This window comes from Pseudomonas sp. KB_15, assembly GCF_052114525.1.
Taxonomy (GTDB): Bacteria; Pseudomonadota; Gammaproteobacteria; order Pseudomonadales; family Pseudomonadaceae; genus Aquipseudomonas.
In genome coordinates, this window is sequence record NZ_JBFREX010000003.1 from 117,702 (window position 1) to 135,357 (window position 17,656).

Consider the following 17,656-nt stretch of genomic DNA (forward strand, 5'->3'; position numbering starts at 1 on the left):
CCAAAGCGACTAGCCATGTCTTTGCCAACCTTGCTGTCCCAGCACATTGTCCGCCGTCCGCAGCGCATCGCCCTGCTGCAGCACATCGCCGAACAAGGCTCGATCACCCGTGCGGCAAAAAGCGCGGGCCTGAGCTACAAGGCCGCCTGGGATGCGATCGATGAGCTGAACAACCTGGCGCAGAAGCCGCTGGTGGAGCGGATTGTCGGCGGCAAGGGCGGCGGCGGTGCGCGCCTGTCCAACGAAGGTGAGCGGGTGTTGCGCCTGTACCAGAAGCTGCAAGCCTTGCAGGCCCAGGTGCTGGAAGCTGCTGAAGACGCGAGCGACCTCGACCTGCTCGGGCGTCTGATGCTGCGCACCAGCGCGCGCAACCAGTTGCACGGCAAGGTGGTGGCGATCGAACCTCAGGGGCGCAATGACCTGATTCGCCTCGAAGTCGCCGAAGGTGTGATCGTCGACGCGCAGATCACCCACGACAGCACCGAGCGCCTGGAGCTGCAAATCGGCACCGAAGTCGTGGCATTGATCAAGGCCGGCTGGCTCGATGTGCTGGAAATCGATTCAGCCGAAACGCCGGGAAACAATTGCTTCAGTGGCACCATCGAGAAGATTCTCGACGCAGACGATGGCCCCAGCGAAGTGCGCATCACCCTGCCCAACGGCCTGACGCTCTGCGCCCTGGACGAACCGAGTCATTTGCAAGCATTGGGGCTGACGGGCGGCAAGCCGGTGCGCGTGGAGTTTTCGCCGTCCAGGGTTCTGCTGGGCACGCCGCTTTAAGCAAAACTGCAACAAAAGGTTCATTACTCACCATTAAGGTGTCTGCAAAACCGCAGGGAGCCTGAAATGAGCCTATTAGAAGAAAACCAGTCCACCGACCTCGAAACCATGGTCGGCCTCAGTCGTCGCAGCTTCATCAGCGCAGGTGCCCTGTGCGGCGCGGCGATGTTCCTCGGCGGCAACCTGCTGAGCCGCAGCGTGATGGCCGCCAGCGTCAGCGCCGGTAACAGCCAGTTGTTGGGTTTCGACAGCATTGCCGCCGCCACCAGCGACGCCATCACCCTGCCACCGGGCTACAAGTCCTCGGTGCTGATCAGCTGGGGCCAGCCTCTGCACAAGGACGGCCCGGCGTTCGACCCGAGCGGCAACGGCAGCGCCGAACATCAGGAAGCCCAGTTCGGCGACAACAACGACGGCATGAGCCTGTTCGAATTTCCCGGCGAAAAAGACCGGGCGCTGATGGCGATCAACAACGAATACACCAACTATCGCTACCTCTACGCCCACGGCGGCATGCCGCAATCGGCGGAGGAAGTGCGCAAGGCACTGGCCTGCGAAGGTGTGTCGGTAATTGAAGTGCAGCGCAAGAACGGCCACTGGCAGTTCGTCCAGGGCTCGCGCTACAACCGCCGCATCCACGGCAATGCACCGATCAGCCTGAGCGGCCCGGCCGCCGGACATGCCCTGCTGAAAACCGCCGCCGATCCCCACGGCAAGAACGTTCTCGGCACGTTCCAGAACTGCGCCAACGGCAAGACGCCGTGGGGCACCTATTTGACCTGTGAAGAGAACTTCACCGACTGCTTCGGCAGCAGCAACGCCGAGCAGAAATTCGACCCGGCGCAAAAACGCTACGGCGCGGTGGTGACCAGCAAAGAAATCAACTGGCATCAACACGACGAGCGCTTCGACCTGGCCAAGAACCCCAACGAGCTCAACCGTCACGGCTGGGTGGTGGAAATCGATCCGTTCGATCCGCAGTCGACACCGATCAAACGCACGGCCCTGGGCCGCTTCAAACACGAAAACGCGGCCCTGGCCGAAACCGGCGAAGGCCATGCCGTGGTGTACATGGGCGACGACGAGCGCGGCGAATTCATCTACAAATTCGTCAGCCGCGACAAGATCGACCACAAGAACCCCAAGGCCAACCGCGACATTCTCGACCACGGTACGCTGTACGTGGCGCGTTTCGATGCGGGCGACGGCAACGCCGATCACCCGAAAGGCCAGGGTGAATGGATCGAACTGACCCATGGCAAAAATGGCATCGATGCCAGCAGCGGTTTTGCCGATCAGGCCGAAGTGCTGATCCACGCCCGTCTCGCCGCCAGCGTGGTGAAAGCCACGCGCATGGACCGGCCGGAATGGATCGTGGTCAGCCCCAAGGATGGCCAGGTTTACTGCACGCTGACCAACAATGCCAAGCGTGGCGAAGACGGGCAACCGGTGGGCGGGCCGAACCCGCGGGAGAAGAACGTCTACGGGCAGATCCTGCGCTGGCGCACCGAGCGCGACGACCACGCCTCGCACACCTTTGCCTGGGACCTGTTTGTAGTGGCCGGCAACCCGGGCGCACATGCCGGTACGCCAAAGGCCGGGTCGTCGAACATCACGCCGCAGAACATGTTCAACAGCCCGGACGGCCTGGGCTTCGACAAGGCTGGACGCCTGTGGATTCTGACCGACGGTGATGTGAGCAACGCCGGAGACTTTGCCGGCATGGGCAACAACCAGATGCTCTGTGCCGACCCGGTAACCGGCGAGATTCGTCGCTTCATGGTTGGCCCGGTAGGTTGTGAAGTGACGGGGATCAGCTTCTCGCCGGACCAGAAAACCCTGTTTGTCGGGATCCAGCATCCGGGCGAAAACGGCGGTTCGACCTTCCCCGAGCATTTGCCCAATGGCAAGCCGCGCTCATCGGTGATGGCGATCAGCCGGGAAGATGGCGGGATCGTCGGCGCCTGATTAATCGCCATCGCGAGCAGGCTCGCTCCCACATGGGGATTTCCGTGTGAACACGATCTGTGACACACAGGAGATCACTTGTGGGAGCGAGCCTGCTCGCGATGGCGTCAGCCTGGACAACACATCTCGTAACCCTGCCCCTAAAGAGCGCCCGTCTGCGCTACCATGCCTGGCCGGACGCAGCAGCCTGCTGCGCGCAGGAGTCAGCATGGCCCACCCGTTTGAAACCCTCACACCAGACCTCGTGCTCGATGCTGTAGAAAGCATCGGCTTTCTCAGCGACGCGCGCATCCTGGCGCTCAACAGCTACGAAAACCGCGTCTATCAAGTTGGTATCGAAGACGCCGAGCCGCTGATCGCCAAGTTCTACCGGCCACAACGCTGGACCAACGAAGCGATTCTGGAAGAGCACCAGTTCACCGCCGAACTCGCCGATTGCGAGGTGCCGGTCGTGGCGCCGTTGATCCACAACGGTGAAACCCTGCACGAACACAACGGTTTCCGCTTCACCCTGTTCCCCCGCCGTGGTGGCCGCGCACCGGAGCCAGGCAACCTCGATCAGCTGTATCGCCTGGGCCAGTTGCTCGGACGCCTGCATGCGGTCGGCTCGACCCGACCGTTCGAGCACCGTGAAGCGCTGGCGGTGAAAAATTTCGGCCATGACTCACTCAATACTTTGCTCGACGGCAACTTCATCCCCCGCAGCCTGCTGCCGGCCTACGAATCGGTGGCCCGCGACCTGCTCAAGCGTGTGGAAGATGCCTACAGCAACACCCCGCACCAGAACATCCGCATGCACGGTGACTGCCACCCCGGCAACATGATGTGCCGCGACGAGATGTTCCATATCGTCGATCTCGACGATTGCCGCATGGGTCCGGCGGTTCAGGACATCTGGATGATGCTCGCCGGCGATCGTCAGGATTGCCTGAGTCAGCTGTCGGAACTGATGGACGGCTACAACGAATTCCACGACTTCGACCCGCGTGAACTGGCCTTGATCGAACCGTTGCGCGCCTTGCGCCTGATGCATTACAGCGCCTGGCTCGCCCGCCGCTGGGACGATCCGGCATTCCCCCGCAGTTTTCCGTGGTTCGGCACCGAGCGTTATTGGGGTGATCAGGTGTTGGCATTGCGTGAGCAGTTGGCCGCGCTCAATGAAGAGCCACTGAAACTCTTCTGACTCACCTTGAATCCCTGTAGGAGCGAGCCTGCTCGCGATGAGGCCGGTACATTCGGCATCTTTGTTGTCTGACACACCGCCATCGCGAGCAGACTCACTCCTACATGGGTTCGGTGTTCACAATTTCCTGACCATTGCTGTAAGACATTCGCAGACAAATCTCCTTACAATCCTCTCTTTGTTAGCTGCCTAAGCAAGGATTCTGCATGCAAGCCGCCAACCCGCGTCGCGGGTACATTCTGGGCCTGAGTGCCTACATCATCTGGGGACTTTTCCCACTTTATTTCAAAGCCATCGCCAGCGTGCCCGCCGTGGAAATCATCATTCACCGGGTACTGTGGTCGGCGCTGTTCGGCACCTTGTTGCTGATGGTCTGGAAGCATCCCGGCTGGTGGCGCGAGCTGCGGGAAAACCCGCGACGACTGGCGATCCTGGCCCTGAGCGGCGCACTGATCGCGGCCAACTGGCTGACTTACGTCTGGTCGGTGAACAACGGACGCATGCTGGAGGCCAGCCTCGGTTACTACATCAACCCGTTGGTGAACGTGTTGCTGGGCATGCTGATCCTCGGCGAACGGCTGCGGCGCATGCAATGGGTTGCCGTCGGTCTGGCGGCTGTGGGTGTGGCGCAGCAGGTCTGGCAAGTCGGCAGCCTGCCGTGGGTGTCGCTGGTGCTGGCATTGACCTTCGGTTTCTATGGCTTGATTCGCAAACAGGCGCCGGTCAAGGCACTGCCGGGGCTGGTGGTGGAAACCTGGATGCTGGTGCCGATTGCCCTCGGCTGGTTGCTGCTCAATCCGACGGCCAGCAGCGCCCAGGCCGAATTCTGGACCACCTCCGAAGCCTGGTGGCTGGTGGCAGCAGGTCCGATCACACTGGTGCCGCTGGTCTGTTTCAACGCTGCCGCACGCCATTTGCCCTACACGACACTGGGGTTTCTTCAGTACCTGGCGCCCACCCTGGTATTGCTGCAAGCGGTACTGCTGTTTGGCGAGCACCTGTCGTCCAGCACCTTGGTAGCGTTCATGTTTATCTGGGCCGGTCTGGCGATTTACAGCGTCGATGCGTGGATAAGTTTGCGCCGCCGCAGCTGATCAAAAAACGTACAAACATCTACAGGCCACGTTTCCCGTGGCCTGTAGTATTCCTTCCCAAGGTTATCCACAGCGTGATCCCCGCCGATTGTGCGCAAGTGGCTGAAACTGCTGGTTTTTTGATCAGTTTCTGACGAGCCCCGGCCGGCGTGGCCTGGCGGGGTGTTTCTACAGGTTATCCACAGGCCGGTGCACGTTTAACCTGGATAACCTGATCAGGGTTCACTGCGCAGCACCAATTCAACCATCAGGTCGTCAGCCAGGGTCTCCAGGCGCGATTGCAGCACGTCCAGCGACAGTGTCAGCGGGACGGCAAGAATCGCTTCGGCATGGAACAACGGCTCGCTGCTCATTGGTGCCGGGCGCACTTCGGTGACCAGTCGCTCCAGGCTCACTCCCTGCTCGCTCAACAAGCGTGTGATGTCACGCACGATCCCCGGACGATCATTGCCCACCAGTTCCATGGCGATCGGCTTCCAGGTGCAGGATTGTTCGATGCTGCTTTCGGCGACCAACACGCGAATACCCTGGGCGGACAAGCCCTGCAAGGCGTCGACCAACTCATCGTAAGCCTCGGCCGGAACGCCCACCCGCAGGATGCCGGCGAATTGACCGGCCATGCGCGACATGCGGCTTTCCAGCCAGTTGCCGCCGTGCTCGGCAATACATTGGGCAATGCGCTCCACTTGCCCGGGCTTGTCCGGAGCAAAAACGGTGAGTACGAGATGGTCCATGGCGCAGCCCTCTGGTCATGTTTTTTGTTATGGAAAAACAAGTATAGGCAAGGGTTGAATCTGCGCTGACAGGTCCGGCGCCTTCGCGAGCAGGCTCGCTCCCACAATGATTGCGCGGGCCTTTGTGGGCGCGGGCTTGCTCGCGAATGAAGGCACCGCCGATCCCGCAGGCCCAACAAATCGTGTACAAGTTTTGATATTTAACTGGAACAATCTAATGGTTTTTTGAGAACATCACGCTCCCCGACGTGACCGCAATGCGTCATGGGGTCGCAGAACGACGTAATTAGTCTAATTTTCACAACCGCAATTCATCATGTAGTATGCCGCAGCGCGCACTACATAATGTTGGATCGATGTCTGCCGCAGGCACGTTCGCAACCCTGAAAGCCCTGTCAGCAAGGCCCCAAGCCGTTGATTGGTCCCAACCCAGCCGCCTGTCATGGGCATGTACTGGTAGAGGGGTTTGTGGTTTAAATGGCCAAAGGCTTCATTGTTAAATTGAAGAGCTGAAAAGCGAAATAGCTGAGCAGAGTGAGGCAAGCAATGACTGAACACGTTCAAGTCGGTGGCCTGCAGGTCGCCAAAGTCCTGTTCGACTTCGTGAACAACGAAGCCATTCCCGGTACCGGCCTCACCGCCGATAAGTTCTGGGCCGGTGCCGACAAGGTCATTCATGACCTGGCGCCGAAGAACAAAGCCCTACTCGCCAAACGCGATGATTTCCAGGCTCGTATCGATGGCTGGCACCAGTCACGTCGAGCTCTTGGGACAGCCCAGGTGCACGACCCGAAAGCCTATAAAGCCTTCCTGCAAGACATCGGTTATCTGCTGCCAGAAGCGGCCGATTTCCAGGCAACGACGCAAAACGTCGATGACGAAATCGCCCGCATGGCCGGCCCACAGCTCGTGGTGCCAGTGATGAACGCCCGCTTCGCCCTCAACGCCTCGAACGCCCGCTGGGGCTCGCTGTACGATGCGCTCTACGGCACCGACGCCATCAGCGAAGCCGACGGCGCGGAAAAAGGCAAAGGCTACAACAAGGTTCGCGGCGACAAGGTCATTGCCTTCGCCCGCGCCTTCCTCGACGAATCGGCGCCTTTGGCGGCCGGCTCCCACGTCGATTCCACCAGCTACAAGATCGTCGACGGCAAACTGGTGGTCGCCCTTAAAGGTGGCAGTAACACCGGCCTGCGCAACGACGCGCAACTGATCGGTTTCCAGGGCGATGCCGCTGCACCGACCGCGATCCTGCTGAAAAACAACGGCCTGCATTTCGAAATCCAGGTCGACGCCAGCACCCCGGTCGGCCAGACCGACGCAGCCGGCGTCAAAGACATCCTGATGGAAGCAGCGCTGACCACCATCATGGACTGCGAAGACTCCGTCGCCGCCGTCGATGCCGATGACAAAGTGGTGATCTACCGCAACTGGCTCGGCCTGATGAAGGGCGATCTGTCGGAAAGCGTCGCCAAGGGCGGCCAGACTTTTACCCGTACCATGAACGCCGACCGCACCTACACCGCAGTCGATGGCAGTCAACTGAGCCTGCACGGTCGTTCGTTGCTGTTCGTACGTAACGTCGGTCACCTGATGACCATCGATGCCATCATCGACAGTCAAGGCAACGAAGTGCCGGAAGGCATTCTCGACGGCCTGGTGACCTGCCTGTCGGCGATCCACAACCTCAACGGCAACAGCTCGCGCAAGAACAGCCGCACCGGCTCGGTCTATATCGTGAAGCCGAAGATGCACGGCCCTGAAGAAGCGGCGTTCACCAACGAGCTGTTCGGTCGCATCGAAGACGTGCTGGGCCTGCCACGCAACACCCTCAAAGTCGGGATCATGGACGAGGAGCGTCGTACCACGATCAACCTCAAGGCCTGCATCAAGGCGGCGAGCGAGCGTGTGGTGTTCATCAACACCGGTTTCCTCGACCGCACGGGCGATGAAATCCACACCTCCATGGAAGCCGGCCCGATGGTGCGCAAGGCGGACATGAAGGCGGAAAAATGGATCGGTGCCTACGAGAACTCCAACGTCGATATCGGTCTGAGCACCGGCCTGCAAGGTCGCGCGCAGATTGGTAAAGGCATGTGGGCCATGCCGGACCTGATGGCTGCGATGCTCGAACAGAAAATCGCTCACCCGCTGGCCGGTGCCAACACCGCCTGGGTACCGTCGCCGACCGCTGCTGCCCTGCACGCGCTGCACTACCACAAGGTTGACGTGTTCGCCCGTCAGGCCGAACTGGCCAAGCGTGCCCACGCTTCGGTGGACGACATCCTGACCATCCCGCTGGCGGTGAACCCGCAGTGGACCGCCGAACAGATCCAGAACGAACTGGACAACAACAGCCAGGGCATTCTCGGTTATGTGGTGCGCTGGATCGACCAGGGCGTTGGTTGCTCGAAAGTGCCGGACATCAACGACGTCGGCCTGATGGAAGACCGTGCAACGCTGCGTATTTCCAGCCAGCACATCGCCAACTGGCTGCGTCACGGCATCGTCACCGAAGATCAGGTCATGGAAAGCCTCAAGCGCATGGCGCCGGTGGTTGACCGCCAGAACGCCGCTGATGCGCTGTACCGTCCGCTGGCCCCGAACTTCGACAGTAACATTGCCTTCCAGGCAGCCGTCGAACTGGTGGTCGAAGGCACCAGGCAGCCAAACGGCTACACCGAGCCGGTTCTGCACCGTCGGCGTCGCGAGTTCAAGGCGAAGAACGGGTTGTAAACCAGCTCCCTCCACAGCAATCCCCCGGTTGAAAACCGGGGGATTTTTGTTTCTGCTTCCTGCAAATGCAGAACTATCTCCTGAAACGCAACGCGTTTGCAGCGATGTGGCGGCCTATTCTCGATGCATTCATGAACAAGGCAATTCCAAGGACCGTGATGATGAGAGCAAACAGTTTTTCGCCACCAATGGGTTCGTCGAGTACATACCACGAGGTCAAGATACCCGATATCGGAACAATCACTGACAACGGTGCAACCTGGCTCGCCGGATACTTCTCAATCATTCGGTTCCACACCCAATAACCGAATACCGTCGCCACATAGGCCTGGAACAGGACAGATGCCAGCACCGGAGCAGTTATGTCCGTTAGCAACGACTGGAAAGGTGCTGCTCCCTTGACCCAGTAAGTCATCAGATATAGAGGCGGTGTTGCATACAGACTCGACCAAACGACAAAGGAAAATATATCAACCACCTTGCTTTTCTTGACAAGCACATTGCACAAACTCCAGAAGAATGCACCGAGGAGTATCAGAAAAAGGCCAATGCTTTCGGCATAACCGTCCGTTACATGAATAATAAACATCAGCCCCAGCAACGCCATGAGAATACCAGCCAAGTGTATTCCCGTCATTTTCTCCCCAAACAGCAATACTCCCCAGATGACCGTGAAAAATGCACTGAATTGCAAGAGCAGTGATGTCACGCCGGCACTGACACCAAGAAACATGCCATAGTTCATCAGCCAGCACATTCCGATACCAAACAACAAACCGTAGACTATAGTTACAAAAGTACTGACACCCTTCGGTTTCGGGATGAAGAACACCAATGGCAATGCACAGAAAGTAAAGCGCAACGCTGTCAATATGAACGGATCGATACCGTCAAGACTGATATCAATTACCGTATAGTTACTGCCCCACATGACTGTCACACCGATAATAAGTACAAGATCGCGAAATTCGATTTTCTTTATCATATCGTCCTCATTGCGACACACAACCACACAACCCAGGAAGAGTAATGACCTTTGTCGGTATTTTATTTGCAGGAACTAGCCGCAGACTGAATACACGACGACCATCGGCATACTCAAGCCACTAAAAAGCGGAGTGCCAAACTGGTAACCTGGATAGTGCTGCGACAGACTTTATTAAACCAGGCACAACATCAAATAAATGCCTGCATTGGCTTTCAAGAAGCGAACGATAACTGAATAATCAAAATAAGAAACAAGCTATTTGTGAGTAGGTTTTTCGCAGACCAACCAGATAAACTTAATTACAAGTTAAACTCACCAAAACAACTCCAAGCCGTAACTAACAATTACAGGAGTCCAGTTATTTAATGCCCAGTTCGCGTTTTACCAGTGTCAGCAAATGCCCGGCATCAATTGGCTTGAGCAGAAAATCCACCACGCTCAAATGCATTGCGGCGATCGCATCCTTTACGTCGGCGTCACCCGAGACAATGATGATTGGCAATGCCGCCCTTTCCGATTTGCGTACCTGACGGATCAGGTCCAAACCATCGACGTGGCCCATCCGCAGGTCGGTGACCAGTAAACCGATCGAGGGCTTTTTGATCTCTGCCTCGGTCACCAGGATCTTGAGTGCCGCTTCGCCACTGGCCGCCGTCATGCAGCGAATGCCCTCCAACGCGAGGATCTCTGACAGTAGCGCCCGGGCGTCTTCATCGTCGTCGACGATCAGCACCCGCTGCTGCGGCAGGTCAGGCTCCAGCATGACGGCACTCAGCGCTTCGCGCTCGGCGTCGCTCAAAATATCGTGGTCGGACATGGCTTTCCCTATATGTTCAATACAAATCCCTGGCACAGCGGTGAGACATCGCTAAGCAGACCATCAATGTGCACCTCGTCGGATAATAGTCCAATAGGGGAGTAGAGAGGCTTTTCGCACACTTGCGTAGGGTTCTTCCGACATTTCAGCGCGCTAACCGCCTACCTAGACTTACGTCCAATGGGCACCCCGGCCACAGGGGTCGACCATGTCAGGGTCATCCGACAACAACAATTCAAAAAAAGACTGCGGTAATGGTTATGAGTAAAGCGGACGCCTTCACACAGGCAGGGAAAACCGCGGTGTTGCAGAACATCCAGGGCACGTTGCAATTCCTTCAGCGCTTCCCGCCCTTCAACCAGATGGAACACGCTCACCTGGCGTATCTGGTCGAGCAATGTCAGCTGCGCTTTTACGCCCCCGGCGAGAGCATCATCAAACCCGCCGACGGCCCGGTTGAGCACTTCTATATCGTCAAGCAAGGCCGAGTGGTGGGCGAGCGTCCGCATACGGCAAAAGGTGGCACCGAAACGGTCTTCGAAATCACCACTGGCGAGTGTTTTCCCCTCGCGGCATTGTTGGGTGAACGGGCGACCCGCACCGAGCACCTTGCCGGCGAAGACACCTTCTGCCTGCAACTGAACAAGCCGGCGTTCATCCGTCTGTTTTCGCTATCGGACACCTTCCGCAACTTCGCGCTGCGCTGCGTCAGCAGCCTGCTGGATCAGGTCAACCAGCAAGTGCAGCAAAAAGCCGTGGAAACCCTTGGCACCCAATATTCGCTCAATACCCGACTGGGTGAATTGGCCATGCGTCACCCGGTAACGTGCAACCCGCAGACGCCGTTGCGCGAAGCCGTGACGTTAATGCACGAACAACAGGTCGGCAGTATCGTGGTGGTCGATGAACTCAAGGCGCCGCTGGGGATTTTCACCCTGCGCGACCTGCGTCAGGCCGTGGCCGACGGCAGCAGTGATTTTAATGAAGCCATCGAAAGGCACATGACCCGGGCGCCGTTTTTCCTGTCGCCGGATCACAGTGCCTTCGACGCGGCGATTGCCATGACCGAACGGCACATCGCCCATGTCTGCCTGGTCAAGGAGCAACGCTTGTGCGGCGTAGTCTCGGAGCGCGATCTGTTTTCCCTGCAACGGGTCGACCTGGTGCACCTGGCGCGCACTATCCGCAATGCCCAGAAGGTAGAAAACCTGGTGGCGCTGCGGGGCGAAATCGGTCAACTGGTCGAGCGCATGCTGGCCCACGGCGCGTCTTCGACGCAGATCACCCACATCATCACCTTGCTCAACGACCACACCGTGTGCCGGGTGATCGAACTGACCCTGGCCGAAAAAGGCGACCCCGGCGTGCCGTTCAGCTGGCTGTGTTTCGGCAGCGAAGGCCGTCGCGAGCAGACCCTGCATACCGATCAGGACAACGGCATTCTGTTCGAGGCCAAGGATGCCGCCCATGCCGCCGAGATTCGCGGCAAGTTGTTGCCCATCGCCCAGCAGATCAACCAGAGCCTGGCGCTGTGCGGCTTCACCTTGTGCAAGGGCAATATCATGGCCGGCAACCCCGAGCTGTGCCTGTCCCGGGTCGAATGGGCGCGGCGCTTTGCGGCGTTTATCCGCGAGGCAACCCCGGAGAACCTGCTGGGCTCGAGCATCTATTTCGATTTGCGCGTGGTCTGGGGCAGCGAGCAAGGCTGTGAGCAGTTGCGTCGGGGCATTCTCGATCAGGTCGGCGACAACCGTTTGTTCCAGCGCATGATGGCCGAGAATGCGCTGCGCAATCGCCCGCCCGTAGGGCGTTTCCGCGAATTCGTGCTGGCGCGCAAAAATGGCGAGAAGGCCACCCTGGATTTGAAAGTTCAGGGGCTGACCCCGTTTGTCGATGGTGCCCGGTTACTGGCCCTGGCCCATGGCATCGAGGCCAACAACACGCTGGAGCGTTTTCGCCAACTGGTCGCCAAAGAGGTCATCGAACCCCTGGACGGCGCCGCGTACGAGGAGGCCTATCACTTCATCCAGCAAACCCGCATGCAGCAACATCAACTACAGACCCGGGAGAACTTTCCCTATTCCAATCGGGTCGATCCCGACAGCCTCAATCATCTGGACCGGCGCATCCTGCGTGAGTCCCTGCGCCAGGCACAGCGCCTGCAAAGCAGCCTGACCTTGCGGTATCAGCTATGAGCCTGTTTTCCTGGCTGCGCCCGGCAAGCCCCGCCCTGCCCGCCGACCTGCAAAGGCGGCTGGAACGCTTGCCCGCTGCTGCAGCCCTGAGCGAATGCAGCCTGCGCGAGCAGCGTTGGGTGGTGCTCGATCTGGAAACCACCGGTTTGAACCTGAACAAGGACCACGTCTTGTCCATCGGCGCGGTGGTGATCGAGGACGGGGCCATCGACTTTCGCCAGCAGTTCGAACGCACCCTGCAATATCCACAAGTGAAACTCGGCCCCAGCGTGCTGATCCACGGCATTGGCCCCAGCGCCATTGCAGCGGGCAGCGACCCGGCGCAAGCGCTGCTCGACTTGATGGAATACATCGGTGAAAGTCCGGTGCTGGCCTTCCACGCGCCGTTTGACCAACACATGCTCGGACGTGCGCTGAAAGATCATCTGGGTTTCAAGTTGCAGCACCCGTTTCTGGATGTGGCGGACATTGCACCGCTGCTATGCCCGCAAGCACACATTCGCGAGGCCGGGCTGGACGACTGGATCGACTGGTTCAGGCTCGAAGTCTTCGAACGCCACCACGCCAGCGCCGACGCCCTGGCCACCGCTGAACTGGCGCTGATCCTGTTCAGCCGCGCGCGGCAGCAGCAGATTTATAGCCCGTTGAATCTGCAACAGCGGTTGAGTCAGTGGAAGCGTCGGCGGCAGGCGCCGTCTTTCTGACCTATACGCCATCCCTGTAGGAGCGAGCTTGCTCGCGAAAAATCGTCAGGCACCTCGGTCTTGCCAGAAAAACGCGTCATCGTTGGCGTTTTTCGCGAGCAAGCTCGCTCCTACAAAGGCCGTCGCAAAATTCCCACCCGACCAACGCCAATTGCTTACCTCCCTCGCCTCTGCGACAATCGCGAACAATTCTCGTTAGTTAATATTTCCCAATCGGTGATGCGGCGTGTCGTCAGTTCCAAGCCCTCAAAGTGAGCTCGTCGGTGCGTTATATCGCGACCATCGTGGTTGGCTACTGGCCTGGCTTCGACGCAACGTTGCCTGCCCGCAGCGGGCCGAAGACCTGAGCCAGGACACTTTCGTGCGCTTGCTCGGCCGCGAGGAACTGAAGGTCCCGCGCGAGCCGCGGGCGTTTCTGGTAGCGATTGCCAAGGGCCTGCTGTTCGATTATTTCCGTCGCGCTGCCCTGGAACAGGCCTACCTCACCGAACTGATGCTGATTCCCGAAGCCGAACAACCGTCGGTGGAAGAACAACAATTGATCCTCGAAGACCTGAAAAACATCGACCGCTTGCTCGGCAAACTTTCCAGCAAGGCCCGGGCGGCGTTCCTCTACAACCGTCTCGACGGCCTTGGCCACGCAGAAATCGCCGAGCGCCTGGGGGTGTCGGTGCCGCGGGTGCGCCAGTACCTGGCCCAAGGCATTCGCCAGTGCTACATCGCGCTATACGGTGAGCCGACATGAATCCCGTCAGTTCCAAACCGGTATCGGCCAACGTGCTGGACGCGGCGATTGCCTGGCAGTTGTCCATGGACGGCGCCAACCCGATAGAGCGCGAAGAATTCGCCAAGTGGCACGCGGCCCACGAAGAGCACGCCCGCGCCTGGCGCCAGTTGGGCATGCTCGACCAGCGTTTCAGCGTGGCCAGCGGCCCGGCCCGCACTGCCCTGTTGCAATCGCGCGAAGGCATTCGCCGGCGGGTACGCAAGCTCGGCAATGGCGTGGCGAGCGTGGTGGCCGTGATCGGCCTGGCGCTATTTGCCGGGCCACGTTACCTGCCGATCGATTACTGGCTGGCCGACCAGCGCACCGCCGTTGGCGAGCAGCGCACCCTGCGCCTGGCGGATGGCACGCTGGTCAATCTCAACACCCACAGTGCCCTGGACGTGCGCTTCGATGAAAAGCAGCGACGCATCGTGCTTCAGGAAGGCGAAATCCTCGTTGAAACCGGCCATGGCGACCCCCGGCCATTCATCGTCGAAACCCGTGATGGCAGCATGCGCGCGCTGGGTACGCGATTTCTGGTCAAGCGCGAGAAAGATGGAACGCGCTTGAGCGTATTGCAGTCAGCGGTGGCGGTTCACCCTGAGTCCAGCCCTGACGAACAGGTTCTGCGCGAAGGCCAGCAGGTGCTGATCCGCAACAACGGTCTGGGTCCGGTTGGGGCCATCAACCTCGGCGCGGATGCCTGGACCCGCGGCATGCTGGTGGTGGACAACACGCGGCTGGAAGATCTGGTGCATGAAATCGGCCGCTATCGACCCGGTTACGTCGGGGTCGCACCGGAAGTGGCCGACCTGCGCATCACCGGCAGCTTCCCGCTGCGCGACACCGACCTGGCACTCAATGCCCTGTTGCCAACCCTGCCGGTGCAGATTGAACAGCACACGCAATGGTGGGTGAAGGTGGTGGCCAAGGCCGACAACAAACCCTGAAATCGTAGCGCCAGACAGTCCGCCTTCGCGGGCAAGCCCGCTCCCACATTTTGAAATGCATTCCAATGTGGGAGCGAGCTTGCTCGCGATGACGGCCTACGACTCCCCACAAAAACCGGTTTGACCCAATACCAGCCGCAACCGACTTCTGAATCGAAATAATTTTCATCCCGCCCTATCACTTTTTGATTTTCGTTCGGCACACAGGCAATTGAGAAATATTTCCATTCAGGAGCCGCTGTATGCCCCGTTCGCTAGACTCCCTGATACGCCGCAGTTTGCTGGCGGTCGCCATTGCCCTTTGCACCCCTTTGGCCAGCAACCAACTGGTCGCCGCTGAACAGGCGACCAGCGTCCGCGCCTACAACCTGCCGGGCGCACCACTGGCCAGCACCCTGAACCAGATTGCCAGCCAGGCCGGTTTGGCTCTGTCGTTGAATCCATCCCTGGCGGCAGGCAAGACCTCGGCCCCGGTCAAAGGCCAGTTCGACGCGGCCGGCGCCCTGCGCGAAGCCCTGCGTGGCACCGGCCTGCAACTGGAGCAGAGCAATGCGGGCACCTACAGCCTGGTGGCCGTGCCCGAGGGGGTGATGGACCTGCCGGCAACCAGCGTGATCGGCGTGGAAGATACTGAAAGTGCCTGGGGCCCGGTACAAGGCTACACGGCCAAGCGCACCGCCGCCGGCACCAAGACCGACACCGCGCTGGTCGAAGCACCGCGTTCGATTTCGGTCGTCACTCGCGAGCAAATGGACGACCGCAACGTACACACCCTCGATGATGCCGTGCGCTACCTGCCGGGCATCACCGCCAGCAGCTTCGGCAGCGACACCCGCACCGACTGGTTGCGCGTGCGGGGTTTCGAACCGACTCAATTCCTCGATGGCCTGCCACTGCCCAAAGGTGTGTACGCCAACCCGAAACAGGAAACCTGGAACCTCGACCGCCTGGCGCTGTTGCGCGGCCCGGCCTCGTCCGTGTACGGCCAGACCCCGCCGGGCGGCCTGCTGGACATGGTCAGCCGTCGCCCAAGCGCCGAAGCCAGCAGCGAGATCCAGTTGCAATACGGCAGCGACAATCATCGCCAGATCAACTTCGCCAGCACCGGCAAGATAGACGACGAAGGCCAGTTCCTCTACAGCCTCAGCGGCGTCCTGCGCGACGGCGGCACGCCGATCGATCACATCGATGACAAGCGCTACAACATTGCGCCGAGCCTGACCTGGAACATCGACGAAGACACCAGGTTCACCCTGCTCACGCAGTTCACCCGTGACGATACCGGTATCTCCAGTCAGTTCTATCCGATCCAGGGCACCAAGATCGACATGCCGTTCGGCGAAATCTCCCACCACAAGAACCTGGGTGATCCGAACTACGACTTCTACGACCGTACCTACTACGCGCTGGGTTATGCCTTCGAACATCGCCTGAACGATGTCTGGCAGTTCCGGCAGAACCTGCGCTACACCAAGTCGGAGCTGTCGTTCCAGGCCGTGACCGTCAATAGCTACGACCCTGACCTTGCCAGCCTCGGGTTTGTCGTCGACGATCAAGGCAACACCGGCCGTGGCACCACCAATGTCGACGAAGACATCGCCCAATTCGCCGTGGACAACAACTTCCAGGGCGACTTCGTCACCGGCGACGTCACTCACACCTTGCTGATCGGCCTGGACCACCAACGCAACACCACCAACTTCCTGTCGATCTTCGGTACCGCGCCGGGCATCAACGTCAACAACCCGATCTATGGTTTGCCAATCGAGCGTCCGGCACGCTCCACGGCCTTCTACGACTACGAACAGAAGACCCGGCAAACCGGCCTGTACATCCAGGACCAGATGGCCTTCGACCAATGGCGCCTGACCCTCGGTGGTCGTGAAGACTGGGTCCACACCGGAACCACGTTCTTCAACAAGGGCGATGCCACCAACACCGAACGCGACAAGAACTTCAGCGGCAACGCGGCGATCAGCTACGTGTTCGACTCGGGCTTCGTGCCTTACCTGTCCTACGCCGAATCGTTCCAGCCGACCAGCAATGCCGTTGCCTCGCCGACCGAGTCGTTCAAGCCGACCGAAGGCAAGCAATGGGAACTGGGTATCAAGTACCAGCCACCGGGCAGCAACACGCTGCTGACGGCGGCTGTGTATGACCTGACCCAGAAAAACGTTTCCGTCACCAACAACGTGGGCAACGTGACAGTCACCAGCCAGACCGGCGAAGTGAAAGTCAAAGGCCTGGAGCTGGAAGCCGTTTCCGACGTGACCGAAAACCTCAAGGTCACCGCCGCGTACACCCTGGCCAAATCCGAAGTGCAAGATGGCATTTACAAGGGCAATCGCCTGCAGCTGATGCCTAACCAGCAAGCGTCGGTGTGGGGCGACTACACCTGGCACAACGGCGTGCTGGACGGCTTTGGCATCGGCGCCGGCGCGCGCTACACCGGCAACACCTACGGCGACCAGGCCAACACCTGGCTGGGCAAGGCCGGCGCCTACACGGTCTTCGACGCAGTGGTTCACTACGACCTCGGTCGCCTGGACAGCAGCCTCAAAGGCGCTTCGCTGGCCGTTAACGCGACCAACCTGTTCGACAAGGACTACATCTCGACTTGCGACAGCTTCTACTGCTACTACGGCGACCAGCGCAGTGTCGTCGCAAGTGCAACCTACAAGTGGTAACGCTCTGAGCTGACACGCCCAATGACCAGGCCGTCCTTTGTGGACGGCTTTGGT

13 protein-coding genes are annotated in these 17,656 nt (G+C 59.6%); 10 read left to right on the forward strand and 3 right to left on the reverse strand.

Going from position 1 to position 17,656, the window contains the following annotated elements:
* The first annotated feature begins 15 nt into the window (after positions 1–15).
* The 4 genes from AB4Z35_RS04760 (at position 16) to rarD (ending at position 5,025) form a co-directional block, all read left to right on the forward strand.
* Positions 16–780 (forward strand): TOBE domain-containing protein, encoded by a 765-nt coding sequence (locus AB4Z35_RS04760; protein WP_007994377.1) that lies wholly within the window; start codon positions 16–18, stop codon positions 778–780.
* A gap of 66 nt (positions 781–846) precedes the next feature.
* Positions 847–2,748 carry a PhoX family protein gene (locus AB4Z35_RS04765; protein ID WP_442096195.1) on the forward strand — a complete coding sequence of 634 codons (1,902 nt, stop codon included), beginning with the start codon at positions 847–849 and terminating at the stop codon, positions 2,746–2,748.
* A 208-nt stretch (positions 2,749–2,956) separates the two neighbouring features.
* Positions 2,957–3,931, forward strand: a complete 975-nt coding sequence (locus tag AB4Z35_RS04770) for a serine/threonine protein kinase (protein WP_007981417.1) — start codon at positions 2,957–2,959, stop codon at positions 3,929–3,931.
* Between the two features lie 206 nt (positions 3,932–4,137).
* Positions 4,138–5,025, forward strand: coding sequence for an EamA family transporter RarD (rarD, locus tag AB4Z35_RS04775; RefSeq protein ID WP_442096196.1), 888 nt, complete (start codon positions 4,138–4,140; stop codon positions 5,023–5,025).
* A 215-nt stretch (positions 5,026–5,240) separates the two neighbouring features.
* Here rarD and AB4Z35_RS04780 read toward each other — a convergent pair whose 3' ends face one another.
* Positions 5,241–5,759 (reverse strand): glycine cleavage system protein R, encoded by a 519-nt coding sequence (locus AB4Z35_RS04780; protein WP_007994389.1) that lies wholly within the window; start codon positions 5,757–5,759, stop codon positions 5,241–5,243.
* Between the two features lie 546 nt (positions 5,760–6,305).
* Between AB4Z35_RS04780 and AB4Z35_RS04785 the strand changes: the two genes are divergently transcribed.
* The gene (locus tag AB4Z35_RS04785) at positions 6,306–8,495 is read left to right on the forward strand and encodes a malate synthase G (RefSeq protein ID WP_442096197.1); all 2,190 of its coding nucleotides are present in this window, start codon (positions 6,306–6,308) and stop codon (positions 8,493–8,495) included.
* A gap of 73 nt (positions 8,496–8,568) precedes the next feature.
* Here the strand turns inward: AB4Z35_RS04785 and AB4Z35_RS04790 are convergent, their stop codons facing one another.
* Together AB4Z35_RS04790 and AB4Z35_RS04795 are read right to left on the reverse strand one after the other, a co-directional pair.
* Positions 8,569–9,480, reverse strand: coding sequence for an EamA family transporter (locus AB4Z35_RS04790; protein ID WP_442096198.1), 912 nt, complete (start codon positions 9,478–9,480; stop codon positions 8,569–8,571).
* A 361-nt stretch (positions 9,481–9,841) separates the two neighbouring features.
* On the reverse strand, positions 9,842–10,300 hold the full coding sequence (locus AB4Z35_RS04795) for a response regulator (protein ID WP_442096199.1): 459 nt from the start codon (positions 10,298–10,300) through the stop codon (positions 9,842–9,844).
* Positions 10,301–10,554: 254 nt separating this feature from the next.
* Here AB4Z35_RS04795 and AB4Z35_RS04800 point away from each other — a divergent pair, with 254 nt between their 5' ends.
* The 5 genes from AB4Z35_RS04800 to AB4Z35_RS04820 all read left to right on the forward strand — a co-directional run bounded on the left by AB4Z35_RS04800 (position 10,555) and on the right by AB4Z35_RS04820 (position 17,602).
* On the forward strand, positions 10,555–12,495 hold the full coding sequence (locus tag AB4Z35_RS04800; RefSeq protein WP_442096200.1) for a putative nucleotidyltransferase substrate binding domain-containing protein: 1,941 nt from the start codon (positions 10,555–10,557) through the stop codon (positions 12,493–12,495).
* Positions 12,492–13,199, forward strand: a complete 708-nt coding sequence (locus AB4Z35_RS04805) for a 3'-5' exonuclease (RefSeq protein WP_442096201.1) — start codon at positions 12,492–12,494, stop codon at positions 13,197–13,199. Before AB4Z35_RS04800 ends, AB4Z35_RS04805 begins: the two co-directional genes overlap by 4 nt.
* A 226-nt stretch (positions 13,200–13,425) precedes the next feature.
* Positions 13,426–13,944, forward strand: coding sequence for an RNA polymerase sigma factor (locus tag AB4Z35_RS04810; RefSeq protein WP_007994402.1), 519 nt, complete (start codon positions 13,426–13,428; stop codon positions 13,942–13,944).
* Complete coding sequence (locus AB4Z35_RS04815; RefSeq protein ID WP_442096202.1) at positions 13,941–14,915, forward strand: FecR domain-containing protein; 975 nt, start codon at positions 13,941–13,943, stop codon at positions 14,913–14,915. Before AB4Z35_RS04810 ends, AB4Z35_RS04815 begins: the two co-directional genes overlap by 4 nt.
* 242 nt (positions 14,916–15,157) lie before the next feature.
* On the forward strand, positions 15,158–17,602 hold the full coding sequence (locus AB4Z35_RS04820; RefSeq protein ID WP_442096203.1) for a TonB-dependent siderophore receptor: 2,445 nt from the start codon (positions 15,158–15,160) through the stop codon (positions 17,600–17,602).
* Positions 17,603–17,656 lie beyond the last annotated feature (54 nt).